The sequence below is a fragment of the Klebsiella planticola genome (assembly GCF_000783935.2).
GTDB lineage: Bacteria > Pseudomonadota > Gammaproteobacteria > Enterobacterales > Enterobacteriaceae > Klebsiella > Klebsiella planticola.
Map to the genome: position 1 here is coordinate 4627444 of NZ_CP026047.1, position 18331 is coordinate 4645774.

An 18331-nucleotide genomic window follows, 5' to 3' on the forward strand; every position below is an offset into this window, starting at 1 on the left:
GAAAAAATCCTTAGCCCCGAAAGCCTTTCGGGATGTTGGTATCCAGTTTTCCCATGCCGAATGAGCCCCCGCCGGTTGACAGGTTTGCCGGGCACAGGCTCAGCACCAGTTCAGGCCACTTCCGGCGCAGGGTTGGTATGTTCTGAACTTTCTCGCACCACCAGTGATCACGCTGAATACGCTCAACCATGGTGCGGATGTGGTCGTGGTTGCAGCCGTGCTCCTGGCGTAGCAAGCGAACCTCCTGGGCCCAGCGAACAAAATTAGGTTCTCTCGGTTTTGCCAGGCAGCCATCAAATTCTGCTGCGCGTTCGTACATCTCGACGATGGTCGACCAGAACCACATCGCGAGATCGAAATCGTCATCGGTGGCCAGATTGCTGTCTTCAGTAGCGTCCGGGAGAGCCATCTCCGGGAGGCGAGTTTTCGGAACTGAATCAGCAAAGTTATCCACAGGAGAAATCTCTCCCGCGTGGTTTTTATGATCTGTATGTAATGATCTGTTTTTAAGATCTGTATAGAGATAGGATTCGGCTTGAGAGCCGTTTCCAGGATTCGGCTCTTGGGCCGTTTCCATTCGGCTCTTGGGACGAATGCATTCGGCTTGAGAGCCGTTTCCATTGGTTTCAATTACTTGCTTCGATTCGGCTCTTAAGCCATATCCATTCGGCTCTTGGGCCGTTTCCACTACTTTCAATGGTTTAGTGGAATTAGCCCCTTGAGGGAATATTCTGGCAATTAGCTCATCCTGATCGACCCGATAATGCTTCTTCGGTGTGCCGTTTACCTGCCTGAGTTCTTCCTCAATTACCCCCGACAGGTACCCCTCTGTAATCTTGAACATAGCCTTCCGGACCACGTCGCCATCTTTAGCGCGAATCTCTTTCGCCAGTGCTGCGTGCTCTTTGTAAAACCAGCCATCGTCCAGGCTTGATTTACCCGACCAGAACACCAGCTGATTCAAAATCGCCGCCAGCAAATGCTGTTGCCTGTCCCCAGCAAAGAAATCCAGATACGGTCCGGGGATCGTGATGCAATTCCCCTGCCCCGACATGGCCTGAACAATGTCAAAGACCTGATTGTTCATACCGAAACCTCATTGTGTTGCCGTAAAAATTCACGTAACCCCATCCAGCAAGCAGTCCCGCATGCCTTCCGGTATGAAACGTCTTTCTCAGTCGCGATGATGACTGTCACCATGTAGCCCCTGCGTCCGTGCTTAAACCGCGCCCCAGGCTTCAGGATGCTATTTGATGGCCGGTCGGCCGGCACATGAGCCGGGTACGCCTTTTTGAGGCGAGCAATAAGCTCAGCAGCAGATGGGTTACACATAGTCACCTCCGGATCAGTGGTATTTAGTTACTTCAACAGCACCGGGTTGATACGCCTTGCTGTATACGGCTTCGATAGCATCGTCATGAGCGTCAATCGCCGTTCCGATAGCGTGTTGAGCAGCAAGCAGCGCACGACGTTCAATGGTGTCGTAGATGCTCAGTCGGTGGCGAATTTCACGCGGGAGAACGCGCAAAATCGCCGGGAGAAGGAGCCGGATTTTTTCACGCTGCAGTTCGGTCTCCCCCTTAAGCCAGCGGTGGAAAATGTTCTGCTGATTGCTCCATGTTTTACCGGGCACCAGGCGCAGCTGATTACCACCAATGCGCACGTACTCTTCGGCGATCGCATTTGCGGCGAAAGCCTGACCAACTTCAGCGGCCCAAGCCAACAAGGCCATTTCTACGTGCTCGTGTTTGATTTCCATCAATCAGACTCCTTCTGTACTGCAGCCGTATCATTCTCTGGCAGGCCACTGGTTGGGTTAGGATGAAGATCGGGGCGCATCTCATGAGGAGTGACCCCGGTTAAACGGTAGATTTCCGGAAGTTGTGCTTGCGGGGCCTTGCCACCAAACTTATGGACCCACCGACTAACGGAAGAACGTGAAATACCTAAGAGAGATGCCAGCTTTGACTGATTTCCGGCGATCTTGATTGCTTTGTTTAAACCGGTCATATGATTTTCCATGTGTTGACTAAACATCAACAATTGTTGCCAAAGAATCACCACATGTCAACAGCCAATGCAATTGTTTTTGTTGCCCTAAGGCTTACAATTAAATCCATGACAAAAAACGACACTAGCAATAACAGCCAGGTTGCAGAGCGGCTTACGTATCTGATGGAACAAAATCACCTATCCCAGTCAGACATGGCGAGAATTGCCGGGGTTAGCCGTTCAGCAGCGAACAGATGGTTTTCCAGGGGGAGTATCAGTAAGGATTCTGCCGCTAAAATTGCAGCTGCTACGAACACCTCACTTGCCTGGATACTTACGGGAGAGGAAGCGAAAAATGATGGATTTACCGAAGATGAGTTAGCGCTTATTGATGTTTACCGAGAACTGCCGCCAATCGAAAGGCGCAACATGCTTGCAGCGTTCCAAATGCGCCTGCAAAAACTCAAAGATTTTTACTCTGATCATGTTGACCCATCGACTAGAGAAAAATAACCCACCAAATATCATAAAGATACCGCCAAATGGCGGTATTTTTTTTGCCTTTAGTGTAACCCATGGGTTGACATGTGTATCCATTATGACAGCAATCATACCTATCGACACAACGGTGCGATAGGTTAAACGTTCGGTTGGCCGCCATAAGGCTAAGAACCAACAGGCTTTGCAATGCGGTGAATGCGGCTATGCGCACGCGGTTCAGTTAAAGCGGTACAACAACGGTCATTCATGTTGTGGGGAAAAAGCAGGCCGATACCAGTTGTTAACTGGCTGGTATCACCGGGAGGCACCCGGCACTGCATTGCAAAGTCTGTTCGGTACTCAATATCACATGAGGGTAATGGGATGATTAGAGAAGAAGACAAGCCGGCATGGAACCTGTTCTGGGTTAAGGTCATCGCCTTATTGGCTGCGGTCGCCGTTCTCAGTTTTGCATGCTGGGGTGGCAAATGAGCCGAAACGGTATTCGTTCACTGGTTATCGTTCTGGCTATCTGCCTTGTTGCCTGGTCAGCGACCATTATCAAGATTCTGCATGTTACGGGAGTTTTCAATGGTTAGTTTTCACCAAAGTAATCCGCAAATACTGGCCGCAAAAAGTAAACTCGCTATCGCTCACTTTATTAGTGATCCAGATATGTGGGTTCAAGCCATGGAGTCGATTAAGAGCACATATGAATCGACAAAGCACGTGGAAGACAACATGTTTTGTGGTCGCATTAATTCACTGTCAGCACTTAATGTTCGTGATATTTCCTTAAACTACGATACCTATGGAGATTTAATTTCTGTTGATGCGGATTTGCTTACTGCACAATACAAAATAAATACCGAAGTTTCTTTTTAATCACTCAAGAATAGATTTATCCAATGCCTTAAATGGTAGGAATACACACAAGTAAAACATACCGGAGATATATAATGGAAAAAACTAAACTTCGTTGCTACGGCTGCGGCGGCACCTTTACGCGTGAAGAGCTAAAATACCGCCCCTCTGGTAAAGGTGCCTACCGGAGAGAAATATACTTCTGCACGACTTGCAATGAGAAAGAAAAGCAGAAAAGCGCCCTTTCTGCCTCTATCTCTACATTTAGTAAATCATTGCCAGCCAGACCGGGCTATATGAGCAATAAACGCTGGTAGGTGAAAAATGATAATAACATCTAACCGCATTCCTCCCCACATTAATGAAAAGGCATCGATTGTTCTGAAAATGTATGCCAGTGGCAAAATAAACCCATGCCGAATTAAGTGTGGAAATTTAAGTTTAAAGGTTGGCCGAAAGTGGCGTTTATTGTCACAAGATGATGGCGGATGCTGGAAGGTCATGAGTCACGAAAAATACAACCAACTTAAAGACAGGAAACAGAAATTATGAGAATCGAACTTAACGATCAGGGTGCGACTGTTACCACAACTATAACCAGCACGGTATTTGAGTTCAGACGCCACAATCGCGCTGTGGATACTGCCATCTTCATGTCTCCTGGCGTACGCGCCAGCAGTGGCGGGTTCTTTATGCTGAAAACGGTGATATCTGGCAAAGCAATTCATGTGCTTCGAGCTTACAGAACTCTTCAGTCCGAGGCCATAAGATAAGCAAATCATTTACAGCAACCGTACCGAAACTGATTACTAATAATCAACATTACGCCGGGATACTGATTATAGTTTCCCGGCCATGAGGTTATTTATGGCCGATATTGCTCAAGAAGATGAATGGGTGATGGAAAAGGGAATAGTAGCGAAGATGTATATGACTCCCCGGCAAATTAAATCTTATCGGGAAGGGAGATGGATTGAGGGGGTTCATTATAAGAAGCACTCGCCTAATCCTTCTGCCTCAGAAGGAAGAGTAACACTTCTCTATAACTATACCAGGATTAATAGGCTTGTCGGGGATACGTAATGAATATGCCTACTGGCGTAGAACTGCATGGGAAGGGAATAAGAATTAGCTTTCTGTATCGCGGCATTCGTTGCCGCGAAATTTTACGGGGTTGGACTGTTTCAAACAGCAATATCCGTAAAGCAGGCAATCTCCGTGCTTTAATCGTCAGTGAAATACAACAGGGAAAATTTGACTACGCGGAACACTTCCCGGAGTCGAATGCAATAAAAAAGTTCACCACAACGAAAATGATCCGCACATATGGCGAGCTGTGCGAAACATACCTCAAAGCAAAGAAGCTTGAGGTATCCTTAGCGTCATATCGCGGTATAGCCTCCAGATTAGAAACCCTGAAGACCGTGGTCGGAAGCAATACCCATATTGCAGACATTCAGCATAGTGACCTGCTGAATTATCGAAATCAGCTGTTGACCGGAGAGTCAGTATCACCACACTCCCCCTGGCTTAATAAAACAGGACGGGCAGTATCCACCGTTAACGGGCTGATGAACACGCTAACGGAGATGCTTAAGCTGGCCCAACGCAGTAACTTCATCAGCCACACACCGCATGAAGGTTTAAAAATGCTGAAGCGGTCGCGTAAAGAGCCAGATCCGCTACTGCATGACGAATACTACGCCTTCATCCAAGCGCTGCCACCTCCTGCAGCATTATTATGGACAGTAGCAATCCACACGGGACTTCGTCACGGCGAACTGTCAGCGCTTGCATGGGAAGATGTAGACCTCGAACGAGGAGAGATCCACGTTTGTAGAAACAAAACCAACGAAGGGCTATTCGTCCCACCTAAAACTGACGCAGGTAATCGGACTGTCACCCTATTACAGCCTGCAGTGGATGCGCTTCGGCTTCAGTTTCAGAAAACAGGGGCACTCCGCAAAACAGAAATCACGTTCAACCACCGGGAATATGGTTTAACTGAGCAGCAGAATTTACGGTTTGTCTTTATCCCGGGCGCTCGTTCCCGGACAAAGGCCACTAGTTTCAGCAAGTCCTCCCTGGGCTACAGTTGGGACGCCGGTTTAAAGAAAGCCGGCATAAGACCTCGCCGGCCTTATCAGTCGAGACATACATTCGCCTGCTGGTTATTAACTGCGGGTGCGAACCCGTCATTCATTGCCAGCCAGCTCGGGCACGAAAATGCCAAGATGGTTTATGAGATTTACTCAAAATGGATCGGAGGGATGGACCGCAACCAGGTAGAGCTGCTGAACAGCACGTTGCCAACCGCTGTGCCCCATGGGTGCCCCAAAGAAAAAATTAAGAAAATTAATTTCAATTAGTTCAATGGGATGCGATTAAGCTGGATAATATGCATGTATTTATGGCAGTACTGGGAACAATTCTGTTCTTTGGTTTTCTTGCCGCGTATCTAAGCCACAAATGGGATGACTGATGAACGACGATAATCCCCACCCGTAACCGCCCCCTGCTGCTGATTGCACCAGGGGGCGTTCCGCTTTTAGCTTCCCGATCATAGCCTTAGCTTCATTATGAGAAATTCACGCCTTCCGCCATGCCTGGGGCCCCGATTGCAATCAAGGATCGTCACTTTACATTCATACAGCGGGTGTAGATTATTCAGCATTATTCGCGATATCGGATTCCTTGCCAGTGAAAACCTATATAGCTATTCCGTTGCTAGCCTTTTTTCTCACATTAATCGCCGGACTATTTTTAAACAGACCCTCCTCGCGGATTATTCAAGATAAATGCATGTCGTTCGATGGCGTAATGGCATCGTGCATGACAAAGCACTACAGCCCCCATCACCGCTTCTCTTAGAGGGACATCGGTATTGCGCCCCCTCGCTGCGAACCAGCAGAAATACCACTCAGGTCAACACATCGCTTTGATGGCCTCGCGGCCAGGTTTTACGCATGGAATATTCCGGTTTAAGGTGTGTAGCGAAAGGGAATTATTGATTCTCCATAAAATATTCACATTTTTGGTTTGCAATTGAGGCTCGCCAGTTCAGGAGCTATTATGAAAAAAATTATCCTTGTCATTTTTGTGCTCTGCGCAGCCGTGTCTCTTTCCGGATGCATCCTTCCGCCTGGAGGCCCCGGAGGAGGACCCGGCGGTGGTCCTGGCGGTGGACACTTTCATGGGCCAGACCTCCGTTAAGGTGTTTATTACAGCGATTAAAACAGCCACCGGAAGGTGGCCTTTTTAACCGCAACAAAGGCTATCAACTGAATGTGAAAACCGGCGACATCAAGTCTGACTTCTCCCGGGAATGAGGGGCTAAAAGTGTCAGAAGGCCTATGGGTTTATCAGGAAATGACCCGGGGCGGTATCAGCGGTTGCTTCAACAGAATGTTTGCGCCGATCGCCAGCGCCAGATAAAACGTCAACCCGCTGATATTGTGTTTTATTATAAAAAAGTGAGAGTTATACGTTATTTAACTATTATGACGCCGCTGGCTCGCAGAATAGACCCCTCTTAACCGCTAAAAAGTGTGACATTGATCAAACTCAACAACATAGCAGGCTCAAAGGCGTATTTATATTACGTCCGTTACCAGGGCCCGGCCTTGTACACAATACGGTTTTTTTGATGCACAGAGAGAAAGAGGAGAAATACCCATGGTCACTTATGATCGTAACCGCAATCCTATTACCAACGGAAGCCAGGTGATGATTAATGGGACAGGTAAAACGGGTAAAATTGTTGCTATCCACTCCACTGGGCTCACACCCGCCCAATTACGTCGCAGCAAAACCATTGAAGTTGAAGGGAATGAAGGTAAGTTCGAACCCGTTGAACTGATCCGTCTTGGCCTACACTAAAGACGGCAATGCCGCTGCGGCACCGGCAACTCAATATCTGGCAAGCTCATGCAGAACAGATATTCAGCGAACAGTACCGGAACGGCATTTTTGTCCCCTGCCTGACTTGCCGATATCACCTTCTGTCTGGCACGCATTCAGCAACGCGGCCTCATCACGGCTCACATTTCCAGAGAGTATTTTGTACTCCACTCCCCTTCGGCAAATTCGGGTTCATATTTGCACTATGGAGATAGACTGCTTTTGATTTTCCATACTGCTGACAGGCTTTAACGGCCGTAGAATGCAAACTATCGAGACCGTTCCACGCATCAGCCTGAATGCTGACCTTGTCACCATCGTTATACTGGACTGCTGCGCACCCTGATAGCGTTCCTGTGAGTACAATACCCAACACCGCCTTCATACCTTTCATTAAGTTCCCCCACATTAATGCCGGGGATTATAGTTTAAGCAGTCACGCGCGTCAGGCATATTTCGGGCAAACATCGTTTACGAGAGATATCTCAATAGACTGCACAGATTGACCAAAAGAGCGTCTTCCAACAGCCCTGTCCCAGGCATGCCCCCTGCAGCATTCGATCTGTTTGCGGCCGACGGCCTCAGGTATTAAGACCAGAGGCCGCCCGGACGTGAGGGAACATCATTTACCTGTTCTTGTCTACGGGCTGGCGCATACGGTAAACACGCAGAGCATCGACCACCAGTGAAAATGCGGGAGAAACTTGTTTTCGGCTGGGGTAATACAGATAGTAGCCAGGGAAAGGCTGACACCAGGTTTCCAGCACCCGGATCAACCGACCTTCTTCAATATGCGCACCAAACTCTTCCTCAGGTAAAAATGCGATGCCTAATCCGGCCAGGGCGGCGGTGACAATATGTTCTGATGTGTTGAACGTCACCTGCCCGCTCACCCGAACGTTCAAATCACCACCTTCCTGATCAAAATCCCAGACATACAGTCCCCCGGATTTGACCATTCTCTGGTTTATACAGCAATGTTGCGTCAGTTCATGTGGAGTTTGCGGAATCGGGTAGCGTGAAAAATACGCCGGCGAAGCCACGGCCGCCATGCGTAATTCCGGGCCAATCGGTATCGCAATCATATCCTTATCAATGGTGTCGCCCAGACGCACTCCCGCGTCAAAACGGTCGGCAACGATATCGCGGAAACCGTGATTAGCATCGAACTCAATATGAATATCCGGGTATTCACGCAGAAGCGGCGTCAGTTTGGGTAATAAAGTGGTACGTAATACATCCGGCCCGCAGGTGATTCGTACCGTACCGGCAGGTTTGTCACGCAGTTCCGTGAGCATATCCAGTTCAGCTTCAATTTCATCAAAACGGTTGCCGATGGCCTGCAGCAGCCGCTCTCCGGCCGCGGTAGGCGACACGCTGCGGGTGGTTCGGGTGAGGAGACGAATTTGCATGCGCTCCTCCAGTGCGGAAATCGCCTGACTGAGTGCGGGTTGCGTCACGCCGAGATGCGCCGCCGCTCGGGTAAAGCTCCCTTCGCGGGCAACGGTGACAAAATAAAGAAGGTCATTCAGGTTGCGCTTCATTCGCCTGACACTCCCAATTAATAACTCGGGCTTATAAGCCCATTAAGTATTCATTAGCTAGTCAGGCTACACCAGCCGTGTAAAACTTTCAGCCATTGATAATCATAAACAGCATGTTTATGCGTGCGTTTTTTGTCGTTATTCCCGTGAATAGCGTCCGGCCCCGGCTTGTCTGAATTTAGCCGGGTCGATATTCAGAGGTAGTCGTTTATGTCCACACTCCGTCATGAAAATCCACATTACGAACAGCACGCATACTGGAGCGGTGTGCTGGCGATGACGCTCTGCGTCTTTGTGCTTATCGCCTCAGAATTTATGCCTGTCAGCCTGCTGACACCTGTCGCGGCCGATCTCAGAGTCAGTGAAGGACTGGCTGGACAGGGGATCGCCATTTCCGGGGCGCTGGCGGTATTGACCAGCCTGTCTCTTTCGACTCTTGCCGGAAATCTGCATCGTAAATATCTGCTGCTGGGCATGACGGCATTAATGGCTTTATCGGCAACAATGGTCGCCCTGTCTCCCTGCTACCTGATTTATATGGCCGGTCGCGCCCTGATTGGTATTGCGATCGGTGGGTTCTGGTCGATGTCTGCCGCCACGGCGCTTCGTCTGGTGCCACGGCATCGGGTCCCTCACGCATTAGCTATTTTCAATGGCGGTAACGCCCTGGCAACCGTTATCGCGGCACCGCTCGGCAGTTATCTCGGTGCCGTCATGGGCTGGCGCGGAGCGTTCCTCTGCCTTGTTCCGGTCGCGATCGTCGCCTTCATCTGGCAGTGCTTCAGCCTCCCCGCGATGGCACCCGACAACAACAGGCGGCCTGGGCGTTCTGCTTTTCATCTGCTCTCCCGTCCCGTTGTTGCAGTTGGCCTGCTCGCCTGCGGGCTGTTCTTTATGGGGCAGTTCTCATTATTCACCTACGTACGGCCGTTTCTTGAAACCGTCACCCGGGTGGATATCAGCACCTTATCTCTCATTTTACTGACCATCGGGATAGCCGGTTTTATTGGCACGCTGGCGATCAGTCATTTTTTAAAGAGGGGCCTCTATTCGACGCTTACAGCCATCTCTTCACTCATGGCTGTCGTCGCCGTAACGCTCATACTCACGGGCCAACACCTCGGGTTTGTCGTGCCGCTACTGGGGTTCTGGGGACTGATGGCGACAGCTGCGCCGACCGGATGGTGGGCCTGGATAGCGCGTACGCTGCCTGATGATGCCGAAGCCGGCGGCGGACTGATGGTTGCGGTTATCCAGCTTTCTATCGCCCTGGGTTCCACGCTTGGCGGTCTGACGTTTGATCACACCGGCTGGCAAAGCACTTTTGCTCTTAGCGGCGGGCTGCTGATTGTCGCAGCAGGGTTAACCATTCTGACATCACGTCAAACACACCACTGACAATTAAGGATAAACTCCATGAAAAATATGACTCTGGCGCTGGGGCTGTTAATCAGCTCGTTTGCCGCCACTGCGGCGGATATGACAAAAGGCGCCGACAACTTTTATAAAAGCGATAAAGTTATCCAGCAAAAGGTGACCTTTAAAAACCAGTACCAGATGAACGTTGTGGGCAATTTGTTTATTCCGCAAACCCTGAATCAGAATGCGAAAAACCCGGCGATCGTCGTCGGACATCCGATGGGTGCGGTAAAAGAGCAAAGCGCGAATCTGTATGCGCAAAAACTGGCGGACCAGGGTTTTGTAACGCTGGCGATTGATCTCTCCTTTTGGGGGGAAAGTGCAGGTGAACCGGGTCATCTGATTTCACCGGAAATTTATGCTGATGACTTCAGCGCGGCTGTGGATTACCTCAGTACCCAGCCGTACGTTGATCCTGAGAATATCGGTGTGCTAGGGATTTGCGGCAGCGGCAGCTTTGTTATCAGTGCGGCCAAAATTGACCCCCGTATGAAAGCGATTGCCACTGTCAGCATGTATGACATGGGAGCGGCTTTCCGCAATGGCCTGAATCATTCCCAGACGCCAGAGCAGCGTCAGGACTTTATCCAGTCGGCCATCGAACAGCGAATGGCCGAATTTAAAGGCGCAGCGAAGGCGTACATTCCGGGGACCGTAAACCAACTGGATGATTCAACACCGGCCATACAGCGTGAGTTTTTTGATTTCTACCGTACAGCGCGAGGCGGTTATACCCCGCAGGGTGAGCAACAAGAGCTGACCACCAAACCTCTGTTAAGCAGCATCGGCAAATTTATGAACTTCTATCCGTTCAACGATATTGAAACCATTGCGCCGCGCCCGATGCTGTTTATTACCGGCGCCAATGCGCACTCCAAAGAGTTTAGCGAGGATGCTTACAAACGCGCCGCTCAACCGAAAGAGCTCTATGTCGTTGCCGACGCAGGCCATGTCGACCTGTATGACCGAACTGACCTGATTCCATTTGCGAAGCTGACGTCATTCTTTAAAAGCAATCTGAAATAGTGATACCCGCCGCTCCCGCGAAGGGGGCGGCAAATTGACCTTCCCGTTGGGGTTAAGCGTTGCAGCGTATTGCTGTACCTGAACAATCAGCGAGCAGGCTTCGAAGCCTGCCCCGGCAGCATCAACGACATAATGTGCCAGGGTCTATGGCAAGCTTCGGCCTCAGTGGTGAGGCCGCTTTCTGCAACGTGTTCGTGTAGCTGCGGGCTTATCGGCCATTTGGCTTCACTAGCGGACAGACAAAGCAAAACGGTTTTCAAGCGCATGCGCAATTTCATCTTCTGTCAGCGACTGCTTTTCTACCCTGTCTGCAGTAATGGTCTTCAGCATATTGCCGAGCAGAATAAAGCGCCCCTCGGGTCGATGCTGGATGACCAGCAGCTTTTGTACAAAGACCGCGTCGGGGTGCGTGGAGTTAAGGTAATTGGCCGGAACAAAATCAATCCATTCCTGAGGCGACAGGTCAAAACCGTATTGATCGCACCAGTTTCCCTCAACCCTGGCCTGAAGCAGATAGTATCCACTCGCATCACGACTAAGCCGGAACGTATCAAAATCCTGAATGATGTCCGTATCAAGTTCGTCTAAGGCCAGCGGCGCGCGGATACCGTAGCTACCAAACCCAAGGTCGCAAAGCCACTGACGACCATCAACTTCGGCGATGACCGCCATATGCGTTTTAGGCCGGCGTGCGGGATAGAACATTGGCCGTGCCGCAACAAAACGGTAGGTTATACCCAGCGTCTGCAGCGCCATCGTAAACAGCCCGTTAAGTTCATAGCAGTAGCCGCCCCGTCTCTGCTGTAATAACTTGTTGGCAATATCATCAGGTGCCATCGACACGATTTTACCTGCCTGTACGTCCAGATTTTCAAAGGGGATCGCAAAGAGCTGGTGACGCATGAGCGCATGTAGCGTCGCGGTATTAGCCGCCGCAGGTCCGCTATAGCCTATGCGCCGGAAGTAGAGGGAAAGATCGAAATTGTCGCTGTGCATGTGACTACCCTGGCTGGTTTGTGTGGCACACACTATAGATGGCGCCTCGTATCGCCTGTATAGTCAGATTTATCAAAAATCAGACTATACAGATTACGATGTCCGAGCCATCCCCGCCGACTCCCCACTACCGCCGAATAGCCGAAATGCTGCGGCTGACTCTGACTTCAGGCGCTTTGCGAACGGGAGATCGGATTATCTCCGCGCGTAAACTGGCCGAGCGCGAGCAGGTCAGTCTCCCCACGGCGCTGGAAGCACTACGTTGCCTGGAGGCGGAAGGTCTGATTATCGCGCGCCCACGTTCAGGTTACTTTGTCCGCCAGATAATTCCCGCCGGGGAGACGCAGAGCACCGCTTCTGTCCCCGTACCCGTGCCGGTGACCATGTCCGCCATTGCCAGATCCCTGTTCGGGAGCGCGGAGGCGCGCCTGGTCCCGCTTGGCGCTGCGCTACCCGATCCCGCCTGGCTTCCCGTAGATACTCTGCACAGGGCATTGCAGACGGCAGGTCGTCGGCTTGATGCGCGCGGGCAGAGCTACAGCCTGCCCCCGGGAAGAGCAGACTTGCGCAGAAAGATTGCCGCACGCGCGGCACAATGGGGGGCTCTTTTTGGCGCGGATGACCTTATCATCACCGCAGGCGCTACCCAGGCGCTGCGTCTGGCTCTTCGCGCCGTGTGCCGGCCGGGCGATGCCGTGGCGATTGAGCAGCCGGCCTACTTCGGCACGCTCCTGCTGCTGGAGGATCTGGGGCTGAAGGCATTGCAGATCCCCACTGATCCTGTTGAAGGGTTACTGTTGGCGCCACTTGAAGAAGCCATTCAGCGCCACCGTCCTGCAGCCGTTCTTGCCTCACCCACGGTGCAGAATCCGTCAGGAGCCAGTATGCCCGTCGCCCGCAAGCGGGATCTGGTGGCTCTGCTTGCCAGTAAGGGCATCCCTTTAATTGAGGACGATGTGTATGGCGATCTGGCCGGTGATGCGCAGCGTCCGCCTGCGTGTAAAGCCTTCGACAGGTGCGGAAATGTTATTTATTGCAGCTCGCTGTCTAAAACCCTGGCGCCGGGCTGGAGAATTGGCTGGATTGCAGCCGGACGCTATCACTCAACGGTATTGCAGGCCCGAATGGCCGGAGAGTGGGCCGGCGCGCCGCTAATTGAAGCCGCGGCGAACGAGATCCTGGCCAGCGGTGATTATGACAGGCATCTGCGGCACCTGAAGCTCCACATTGCGCAAGGGATACAGGCTATCATCGCAAAGGTTGAAACAAGCTTCCCACCGGGCACGCGGGTCGCCGCCCCGGAAGCCGGTTTTCTGATTTGGGTAACACTCCCGTCACAGATAGATGCGCTGGAGGTACATCGTCGCGCACTCGCCCTTGGCATTGGTGTCAGTCCGGGCCCGTTGTTTTCCCCGGGGGCGGCAGAACTGAAAAACTTCCTGCGCTTGAACGGTGCGAATGAACCCACCCGCCATCTGTTGAATGCCGTGGAACAACTCGGTCTTTTGTGCCATGAGTTGGCCGCGGGACATTGACAGCGGAAGTGTTCTGCAGTCAGCGAATCCATCCTGTGAAGGCGCCAGAGGCTAAATGCTTGCTCGGTTCACGATACCAGCCTTGTGCCGGGGGCGGACGTTAGCGAGAGGTCTCCATTAACCTGATGAAGACAAATTCAGCCGCTCGTAAGACGCTTTGCCCTGTCTGCCCTGTGCAGCTTTCGCCGATAAAAAAGCCCCGCATTTGCGGGGCCTCAGAGCAAACAGGTTAGCGTTAGTCAAAAACACCATTAATAATTGATGTCACGATTGCCGTACTTAATGCGACCAGCACCAAATCATCGCCAACCGCACGCCATTCATATCCTGGGTAATACGGTAAATCGTTAATCATGGATGCCGGGAGCGTTTTCTTCGCAATCCCCGGAGGCAACGGTTTGCCGCGGACTAAATTCTTCGCGATACCCGGGGGAAGCGCCTTATAACCCACCAGACCATAATTGACTGCCAGGGAGCGCGCCCGCGAGAAGCTGATATCGGAGTCAACGTGGTCTGGTTTTCCGTAGTTCTTGCGGTTGCCATGATCCTCACCAGACTTCCCATTCCCCTGGCCTTTGTTGCTATGGTCTGCGCTGTTGCCATGATTGCCGCTGTTCCCGTGGTTACTCCCCCCATTGCCATGCCCACCGCCATTTCCATTTCCTGGGTTTGCATAAACCGGTGCAGCAACAACGACAAGCGATATAACCGCCGCAAGTGCAGTTTTGAGAGTGCGACGCTTAAACATGATGACGGTTCCTTAAGATTACGTGGACACTTTAAACATATGACAAAGCTATACCCTTAACAATTTCATGTTTTCTTATTTTTGGCAGATGTTGCAACCCGCATCATCTGCCATCGTACCTTCAGAGAATGAACCGGCATCATTCACCGGAAAGAAAAGTTCAGCATTCCAGATGGCCGCCAGGTAAAGTCCTGACGGCGGTTTTAGTGCCGGGAGAACGGTTATTTGAGAAATACAGTACAAGACATCGACATTTGTCGGGCACAATAATGCAGCCGCTCTCTCGCTAACATGATTATTCCGTCACCGGGTTATTCCGTTGGCTGCGGACTTTGAGGAAAATATGCAGTAATCCCATTGCGCCGTGGGCCCAGAAATAAGTCTCAATGAATACGGTCAGGAATCTATGCAAGCCCAGGACATCATGTGCCAGCGCAGAGGATGGACCAAACGCGGTATTCAGCACAAACCAGAGCCCGCCACACAAAGCCACGCCCAGCAGTGCCAGAACACCCAGTCCCTGAATGAATGCCGCCACTCCCCCGGCATGCGCGTCAGGTAGACGCAATGCGATCAGCGTTTTGAGATCGGCAGCCATGCCGCGAAAATCGAGCGTCAGCCAGGCAAAATAGTAATGAAAACCACGCTGTGTCAGCATCCAGATAAGCATCACAATACCCAGAGCAATCAATGTAAATCCAGAGATAACATGAAACCATGTCATGAACCCAGCCAGGTTAACGTCGCCGAGGGCCTCGCTTTCAGTAAAGTCAGAGTTAATAATCTGCAATAAAACCAATACCGCTACGCTGATATGTAGCGCACGAAAAAAAGGGGTGTCGCGGTGAGGAAGTGCATTACATAACCGGTCTTTCATCATTTAACCATGTTGTTTACGGGAAGGTTGATTTCATCAGTATCGTTGCGGTTAATTAACGAAACCTTAAAACCACACTGAAGTTATCAATTTATTCCATTTCAGGATCCGCGGGACGCGCCTGCGGTTGTTCGCGAACACCGGTGGCCGACGGGTGCCTGGAGTCGACGCCAAAGCGGTCGCGGAAAGAGGCATTTGACGTCGTCGCGAACGCTGAAATAACGCCGTTCGGCGGCATGACCGGAGCCTGATATCATCTGCGCGATAGCAGCGACCGCGCAGGGCTACGCGGCCGTAGTCATTTAACATTTACCCGGCAATGATTCATAGTATATTGGGACTATCCTCTCTTTTCAGGTCTCCTTCATGTCTTACTCCATCGGTGAATTTGCCCGGCTTTGCGGGATTAACCCCACCACGCTTCGCGCCTGGCAGCGTCGATATGGTCTGCTCAAACCGCGGCGTACAGAGGGTGGACATCGTCTGTACAGCGATGATGATGTTCAGCAGGCGCTCAAAATTCTCGACTGGATTCAAAAAGGCGTTCCCGTCAGCCAGGTGAAACCTCTGCTGGATAGCCCCGTCACGAGGCGTACTGACAACTGGTTAAACCTGCAGGAAACCATGCTGCAGCGGCTTAAGGAGGGTAAAATCGATGCCCTGCGCCAGCTGATCTACGATTCAGGCCGCGAGTCCCCTCGCCCGGAACTGGTAACGAAAGTATTGCGTCCGCTACGCGGTAAACTGTCTGCCCGCATCCCGACGGTGATGACGCTGCGCGAAATCCTTGACGGGATCATTATCGCCTATACCTCGTTTTGCCTCGAAGGCGACAAAAAAGCGCCGGGAGATAACTGGCTGATAACCGGCTGGCATCTCTCCGACCCCTGCGAAATCTGGCTGGAGGCCCTCGCCCGTAGCGGCCAGGGCCAGCGTATCGATCTCCTTCCCGTCCCGCCGGCGGCTCTGGCGCCCGAGGTTTTCCCGCAGCGCAACTGGCTGCTGGTCACCTCCGGAAAACTGACCGCAGCCCGCAAAAAACAGATTGCATGCTGGCGGCAGCAGGTCAATGCCCTCGACGTTATCTCCCTCTCCTGCGGCGATGCCTCGCCGGAAGCGGCCGCCGATACGGCTCAAGGAGATTGAGTCCTCCGCGCTTTTCCACATCGCCTGACGGAAAGGGCCGGTAAAAATCGTCAAATATAACTTCATGAATTAAATAAATAATAATAAATATCCTCGCCAATACTTGGACAAATATTAGTTATTGTGTAAGTTTTAGGTATGTGAAGACGTCGCGCGGCCCGGCAACCGACGCGGCTCCTGTTGTTCCTACAACCAATGCAATCATGAGGATGGCACCATGAACACGCAACCCGCGGTCGGCATCAGCGCATGTTTAACCGGCTCCGCCGTACGCTTTGACGGTGGACATAAACGGATGGGCTTTGTCATGGATGAACTGGCGGATTGGGTCGCCTTCAAACCCGTCTGTCCGGAGATGGCCATCGGCCTGCCCGCGCCTCGCCCGGCCCTTCGTCTGGTGCACACCACCGAAGGGACCATTGAGATGCGTTTTAGCCAAACGCCCCACGATGATGTGACGGAGAAAATGGCCGAATTTACCCGCTCATTTCTCCCCAGCGTGGACGCCCTCTCTGGCTTTGTTGTCTGTGCGAAATCGCCCAGCTGCGGTATGGAGCGCGTGCGGCTGTATGACGAAAACGGTAACCGCGGGCGTAAAGAAGGAGTGGGTCTTTTCACGCAGCAATTGCTCACGCACTACCCGTGGCTGCCCGTAGAAGAGGATGGCCGCCTGCACGATCCGGTGCTGCGGGAAAACTTTGTCGAGCGCGTCTTCGCTCTGCACCAGTTGAATACCCTGCGCGCGCAGGGACTCAGCCGTCGTGCGCTCCTGGACTACCATAGCCAGTACAAGCTGCAGCTGCTGGCGCATGACCAGGCGGGCTATCGCGAAATTGGGCCTTTCGTTGCCTCCCTTCATCAGTGGGAAGATCTGGATGCCTTCTTTGTCGCTTATCGCACTAAGCTGATGGCCATTCTGAAACAACCCGCTTCGCGGAAAAACCATACCAACGTGCTGATGCATATCCAGGGCTACTTCCGCGAACGGCTCAATAGCCGCCAGCGCGGCGAACTTCGCGAGGTGATCCTCAACTATCGCGCCGGTTTGCTGCCAATACTCGCGCCGATGACATTGCTCAAACACTACCTGGGCGAATTTCCGGACCGCTATTTGCTGACGCAAAACTACTTTAACCCCTATCCACAGGATTTAGGTCTGCGCCTGAGACTCCTCTGATGACGTAAAACGGGCCCGCCGTCGCGAGCCCGTCATTGCTGTCGCTTTTGCGGCAATTATCTGAACGGTGAATTCAGCGGAACTTCGGCATCAGGTTCATGAGTGATGCGGTTTCGCAGATCGCGACGGATCATCTCTATCGCCCAGAACCAGAAAATATGCCCGACCAGTTCCGAAATATATTCGTCGGCGGGGATATTAAGCAGAGAAGGCGTCAGACCTAATAAAGGGAAAGAGATCCAGTGAACGGCGATAGTGGCGACAATACCCGCCCATACCCCCTGCCATAGTTTTACTTTGGGGAACACTTCTGCCACCACGCAATAGCCAATGGCAAATACCAGCGAGAAAATAATATGTGTCACCATCACCGGATTGATGATGTGTTCTGAGAAGGTATAAACGGTGTGAGTAGGATCAATCCCCAGGTAATCACGTAAAAAAAGATAGGGCGGGTTAAACTCATCCCTGCCGCCGGAGAAAGTACGGGGCGGTAACGGAACTTCGGCCCCCCACTTCACAAATGCCGACATAATACCTGCGATAATCCCCACGCCTGTTGCCACGCCATAACGTCGGCGTCCGGGTTCCGTTTGTGCAAAGAAGTCCTTGATAGCCATCGAATAC

Annotated in this window: 24 protein-coding genes; 15 read left to right on the top strand and 9 right to left on the bottom strand. The window is 51.8% G+C overall.

Going from position 1 to position 18331, the window contains the following annotated elements; genetic code table 11:
• Positions 1 to 10 precede the first annotated feature (10 nt).
• The 3 genes from MC50_RS22305 to MC50_RS22320 all read right to left on the bottom strand — a co-directional run bounded on the left by MC50_RS22305 (position 11) and on the right by MC50_RS22320 (position 2010).
• The gene (locus MC50_RS22305) at positions 11 to 1087 is read right to left on the bottom strand and encodes a hypothetical protein (protein WP_047664971.1); all 1077 of its coding nucleotides are present in this window, start codon (positions 1085 to 1087) and stop codon (positions 11 to 13) included.
• A 258-nt stretch (positions 1088 to 1345) separates the two neighbouring features.
• A complete protein-coding gene (locus tag MC50_RS22315) occupies positions 1346 to 1759 on the bottom strand; it encodes a toxin YdaT family protein (protein ID WP_047664973.1) in 414 nt (137 codons plus the stop codon).
• A complete protein-coding gene (locus MC50_RS22320) occupies positions 1759 to 2010 on the bottom strand; it encodes a transcriptional regulator (RefSeq protein WP_047664974.1) in 252 nt (83 codons plus the stop codon). The genes MC50_RS22315 and MC50_RS22320 overlap by 1 nt, the downstream gene beginning before the upstream one ends.
• Positions 2011 to 2064: 54 nt before the next feature.
• Between MC50_RS22320 and MC50_RS22325 the strand changes: the two genes are divergently transcribed.
• From MC50_RS22325 to ydfZ, 10 genes are all read left to right on the top strand, one after another.
• Positions 2065 to 2505 (top strand): helix-turn-helix domain-containing protein, encoded by a 441-nt coding sequence (locus MC50_RS22325; RefSeq protein WP_223306628.1) that lies wholly within the window; start codon positions 2065 to 2067, stop codon positions 2503 to 2505.
• 455 nt (positions 2506 to 2960) lie between these two features.
• Positions 2961 to 3071 carry a hypothetical protein gene (locus MC50_RS29155; protein WP_004111705.1) on the top strand — a complete coding sequence of 37 codons (111 nt, stop codon included), beginning with the start codon at positions 2961 to 2963 and terminating at the stop codon, positions 3069 to 3071.
• Positions 3064 to 3357: a host cell division inhibitory peptide Kil gene (locus MC50_RS22335; protein WP_047664975.1), complete on the top strand. Its 294-nt coding sequence runs from the start codon at positions 3064 to 3066 to the stop codon at positions 3355 to 3357. The genes MC50_RS29155 and MC50_RS22335 overlap by 8 nt, the downstream gene beginning before the upstream one ends.
• 74 nt (positions 3358 to 3431) lie before the next feature.
• Entirely contained in the window at positions 3432 to 3653 is a 222-nt protein-coding gene (locus MC50_RS28580) for a hypothetical protein (RefSeq protein ID WP_127913556.1), read from the top strand.
• A 7-nt stretch (positions 3654 to 3660) separates the two neighbouring features.
• On the top strand, positions 3661 to 3888 hold the full coding sequence (locus MC50_RS29385) for a ParE family toxin-like protein (protein WP_072025011.1): 228 nt from the start codon (positions 3661 to 3663) through the stop codon (positions 3886 to 3888).
• Positions 3885 to 4109, top strand: a complete 225-nt coding sequence (locus MC50_RS28940; protein ID WP_047664976.1) for a hypothetical protein — start codon at positions 3885 to 3887, stop codon at positions 4107 to 4109. Before MC50_RS29385 ends, MC50_RS28940 begins: the two co-directional genes overlap by 4 nt.
• A gap of 94 nt (positions 4110 to 4203) precedes the next feature.
• A complete protein-coding gene (xisR, locus tag MC50_RS22350) occupies positions 4204 to 4419 on the top strand; it encodes an excisionase family protein (protein WP_047664977.1) in 216 nt (71 codons plus the stop codon).
• Complete coding sequence (locus MC50_RS22355) at positions 4419 to 5705, top strand: tyrosine-type recombinase/integrase (protein WP_047664978.1); 1287 nt, start codon at positions 4419 to 4421, stop codon at positions 5703 to 5705. Before xisR ends, MC50_RS22355 begins: the two co-directional genes overlap by 1 nt.
• Positions 5706 to 5734: 29 nt before the next feature.
• Positions 5735 to 5818 (top strand): protein MgtS, encoded by an 84-nt coding sequence (gene mgtS, locus MC50_RS22360; RefSeq protein ID WP_088402565.1) that lies wholly within the window; start codon positions 5735 to 5737, stop codon positions 5816 to 5818.
• Between the two features lie 1193 nt (positions 5819 to 7011).
• Entirely contained in the window at positions 7012 to 7215 is a 204-nt protein-coding gene (ydfZ, locus tag MC50_RS22365; protein WP_047664979.1) for a putative selenium delivery protein YdfZ, read from the top strand.
• Positions 7216 to 7862: 647 nt separating this feature from the next.
• Here the strand turns inward: ydfZ and MC50_RS22375 are convergent.
• The gene (locus tag MC50_RS22375; RefSeq protein ID WP_032696121.1) at positions 7863 to 8780 is read right to left on the bottom strand and encodes a LysR family transcriptional regulator; all 918 of its coding nucleotides are present in this window, start codon (positions 8778 to 8780) and stop codon (positions 7863 to 7865) included.
• Between the two features lie 210 nt (positions 8781 to 8990).
• Between MC50_RS22375 and MC50_RS22380 the strand changes: the two genes are divergently transcribed.
• Both MC50_RS22380 and MC50_RS22385 read left to right on the top strand, forming a co-directional pair.
• A complete protein-coding gene (locus tag MC50_RS22380) occupies positions 8991 to 10178 on the top strand; it encodes an MFS transporter (protein WP_047664980.1) in 1188 nt (395 codons plus the stop codon).
• Between the two features lie 18 nt (positions 10179 to 10196).
• Positions 10197 to 11225, top strand: coding sequence for an alpha/beta hydrolase (locus MC50_RS22385; RefSeq protein ID WP_047664981.1), 1029 nt, complete (start codon positions 10197 to 10199; stop codon positions 11223 to 11225).
• Positions 11226 to 11453: 228 nt separating this feature from the next.
• Here MC50_RS22385 and MC50_RS22390 read toward each other — a convergent pair whose 3' ends face one another.
• Positions 11454 to 12221, bottom strand: a complete 768-nt coding sequence (locus MC50_RS22390; protein ID WP_032687550.1) for an arylamine N-acetyltransferase family protein — start codon at positions 12219 to 12221, stop codon at positions 11454 to 11456.
• 38 nt (positions 12222 to 12259) lie between these two features.
• On the opposite strand from MC50_RS22390, the gene MC50_RS22395 reads away from it, so the two are divergent.
• On the top strand, positions 12260 to 13756 hold the full coding sequence (locus MC50_RS22395; RefSeq protein WP_032699758.1) for an aminotransferase-like domain-containing protein: 1497 nt from the start codon (positions 12260 to 12262) through the stop codon (positions 13754 to 13756).
• A gap of 235 nt (positions 13757 to 13991) precedes the next feature.
• Here MC50_RS22395 and MC50_RS22400 read toward each other — a convergent pair whose 3' ends face one another.
• The 3 genes from MC50_RS22400 to MC50_RS28720 all read right to left on the bottom strand — a co-directional run bounded on the left by MC50_RS22400 (position 13992) and on the right by MC50_RS28720 (position 15619).
• A complete protein-coding gene (locus tag MC50_RS22400; RefSeq protein ID WP_032687546.1) occupies positions 13992 to 14504 on the bottom strand; it encodes an anti-virulence regulator CigR family protein in 513 nt (170 codons plus the stop codon).
• 295 nt (positions 14505 to 14799) lie between these two features.
• On the bottom strand, positions 14800 to 15381 hold the full coding sequence (locus tag MC50_RS22405) for a cytochrome b/b6 domain-containing protein (protein ID WP_032687544.1): 582 nt from the start codon (positions 15379 to 15381) through the stop codon (positions 14800 to 14802).
• Positions 15382 to 15472: 91 nt separating this feature from the next.
• The gene (locus MC50_RS28720) at positions 15473 to 15619 is read right to left on the bottom strand and encodes a hypothetical protein (protein WP_155274635.1); all 147 of its coding nucleotides are present in this window, start codon (positions 15617 to 15619) and stop codon (positions 15473 to 15475) included.
• 128 nt (positions 15620 to 15747) lie between these two features.
• Here MC50_RS28720 and MC50_RS22410 point away from each other — a divergent pair, with 128 nt between their 5' ends.
• A complete protein-coding gene (locus tag MC50_RS22410; protein WP_032687543.1) occupies positions 15748 to 16527 on the top strand; it encodes a MerR family transcriptional regulator in 780 nt (259 codons plus the stop codon).
• Between the two features lie 217 nt (positions 16528 to 16744).
• On the top strand, positions 16745 to 17704 hold the full coding sequence (locus MC50_RS22415) for a YbgA family protein (RefSeq protein WP_032696117.1): 960 nt from the start codon (positions 16745 to 16747) through the stop codon (positions 17702 to 17704).
• A 56-nt stretch (positions 17705 to 17760) separates the two neighbouring features.
• Here the strand turns inward: MC50_RS22415 and MC50_RS22420 are convergent, their stop codons facing one another.
• A complete protein-coding gene (locus MC50_RS22420) occupies positions 17761 to 18324 on the bottom strand; it encodes a YagU family protein (protein ID WP_004862371.1) in 564 nt (187 codons plus the stop codon).
• Between the last annotated feature and the right edge of the window lie 7 nt (positions 18325 to 18331).

Coding starts and splice junctions, on each gene's coding strand:
- MC50_RS22390 (WP_032687550.1), bottom strand. CDS start 12,221: ATGCACAGCGACAATTTCGATCTTTCCCTCTACTTCCGGCGCATAGGC.
- MC50_RS22380 (WP_047664980.1), top strand. CDS start 8,991: ATGTCCACACTCCGTCATGAAAATCCACATTACGAACAGCACGCATAC.
- xisR (WP_047664977.1), top strand. CDS start 4,204: ATGGCCGATATTGCTCAAGAAGATGAATGGGTGATGGAAAAGGGAATA.
- mgtS (WP_088402565.1), top strand. CDS start 5,735: ATGCATGTATTTATGGCAGTACTGGGAACAATTCTGTTCTTTGGTTTT.
- MC50_RS22395 (WP_032699758.1), top strand. CDS start 12,260: ATGGCGCCTCGTATCGCCTGTATAGTCAGATTTATCAAAAATCAGACT.
- MC50_RS28580 (WP_127913556.1), top strand. CDS start 3,432: ATGGAAAAAACTAAACTTCGTTGCTACGGCTGCGGCGGCACCTTTACG.
- MC50_RS22305 (WP_047664971.1), bottom strand. CDS start 1,087: ATGAACAATCAGGTCTTTGACATTGTTCAGGCCATGTCGGGGCAGGGG.
- MC50_RS28720 (WP_155274635.1), bottom strand. CDS start 15,619: ATGCCGCCGAACGGCGTTATTTCAGCGTTCGCGACGACGTCAAATGCC.
- MC50_RS22385 (WP_047664981.1), top strand. CDS start 10,197: ATGAAAAATATGACTCTGGCGCTGGGGCTGTTAATCAGCTCGTTTGCC.
- MC50_RS22420 (WP_004862371.1), bottom strand. CDS start 18,324: ATGGCTATCAAGGACTTCTTTGCACAAACGGAACCCGGACGCCGACGT.
- MC50_RS22335 (WP_047664975.1), top strand. CDS start 3,064: ATGGTTAGTTTTCACCAAAGTAATCCGCAAATACTGGCCGCAAAAAGT.
- MC50_RS22415 (WP_032696117.1), top strand. CDS start 16,745: ATGAACACGCAACCCGCGGTCGGCATCAGCGCATGTTTAACCGGCTCC.
- MC50_RS29385 (WP_072025011.1), top strand. CDS start 3,661: ATGATAATAACATCTAACCGCATTCCTCCCCACATTAATGAAAAGGCA.
- MC50_RS22375 (WP_032696121.1), bottom strand. CDS start 8,780: ATGAAGCGCAACCTGAATGACCTTCTTTATTTTGTCACCGTTGCCCGC.
- MC50_RS22400 (WP_032687546.1), bottom strand. CDS start 14,504: ATGTTTAAGCGTCGCACTCTCAAAACTGCACTTGCGGCGGTTATATCG.
- MC50_RS22315 (WP_047664973.1), bottom strand. CDS start 1,759: ATGGAAATCAAACACGAGCACGTAGAAATGGCCTTGTTGGCTTGGGCC.
- MC50_RS22405 (WP_032687544.1), bottom strand. CDS start 15,381: ATGAAAGACCGGTTATGTAATGCACTTCCTCACCGCGACACCCCTTTT.
- MC50_RS22320 (WP_047664974.1), bottom strand. CDS start 2,010: ATGACCGGTTTAAACAAAGCAATCAAGATCGCCGGAAATCAGTCAAAG.
- MC50_RS29155 (WP_004111705.1), top strand. CDS start 2,961: ATGAGCCGAAACGGTATTCGTTCACTGGTTATCGTTCTGGCTATCTGC.
- MC50_RS22325 (WP_223306628.1), top strand. CDS start 2,065: ATGTCAACAGCCAATGCAATTGTTTTTGTTGCCCTAAGGCTTACAATT.
- MC50_RS22410 (WP_032687543.1), top strand. CDS start 15,748: ATGTCTTACTCCATCGGTGAATTTGCCCGGCTTTGCGGGATTAACCCC.
- ydfZ (WP_047664979.1), top strand. CDS start 7,012: ATGGTCACTTATGATCGTAACCGCAATCCTATTACCAACGGAAGCCAG.
- MC50_RS22355 (WP_047664978.1), top strand. CDS start 4,419: ATGAATATGCCTACTGGCGTAGAACTGCATGGGAAGGGAATAAGAATT.
- MC50_RS28940 (WP_047664976.1), top strand. CDS start 3,885: ATGAGAATCGAACTTAACGATCAGGGTGCGACTGTTACCACAACTATA.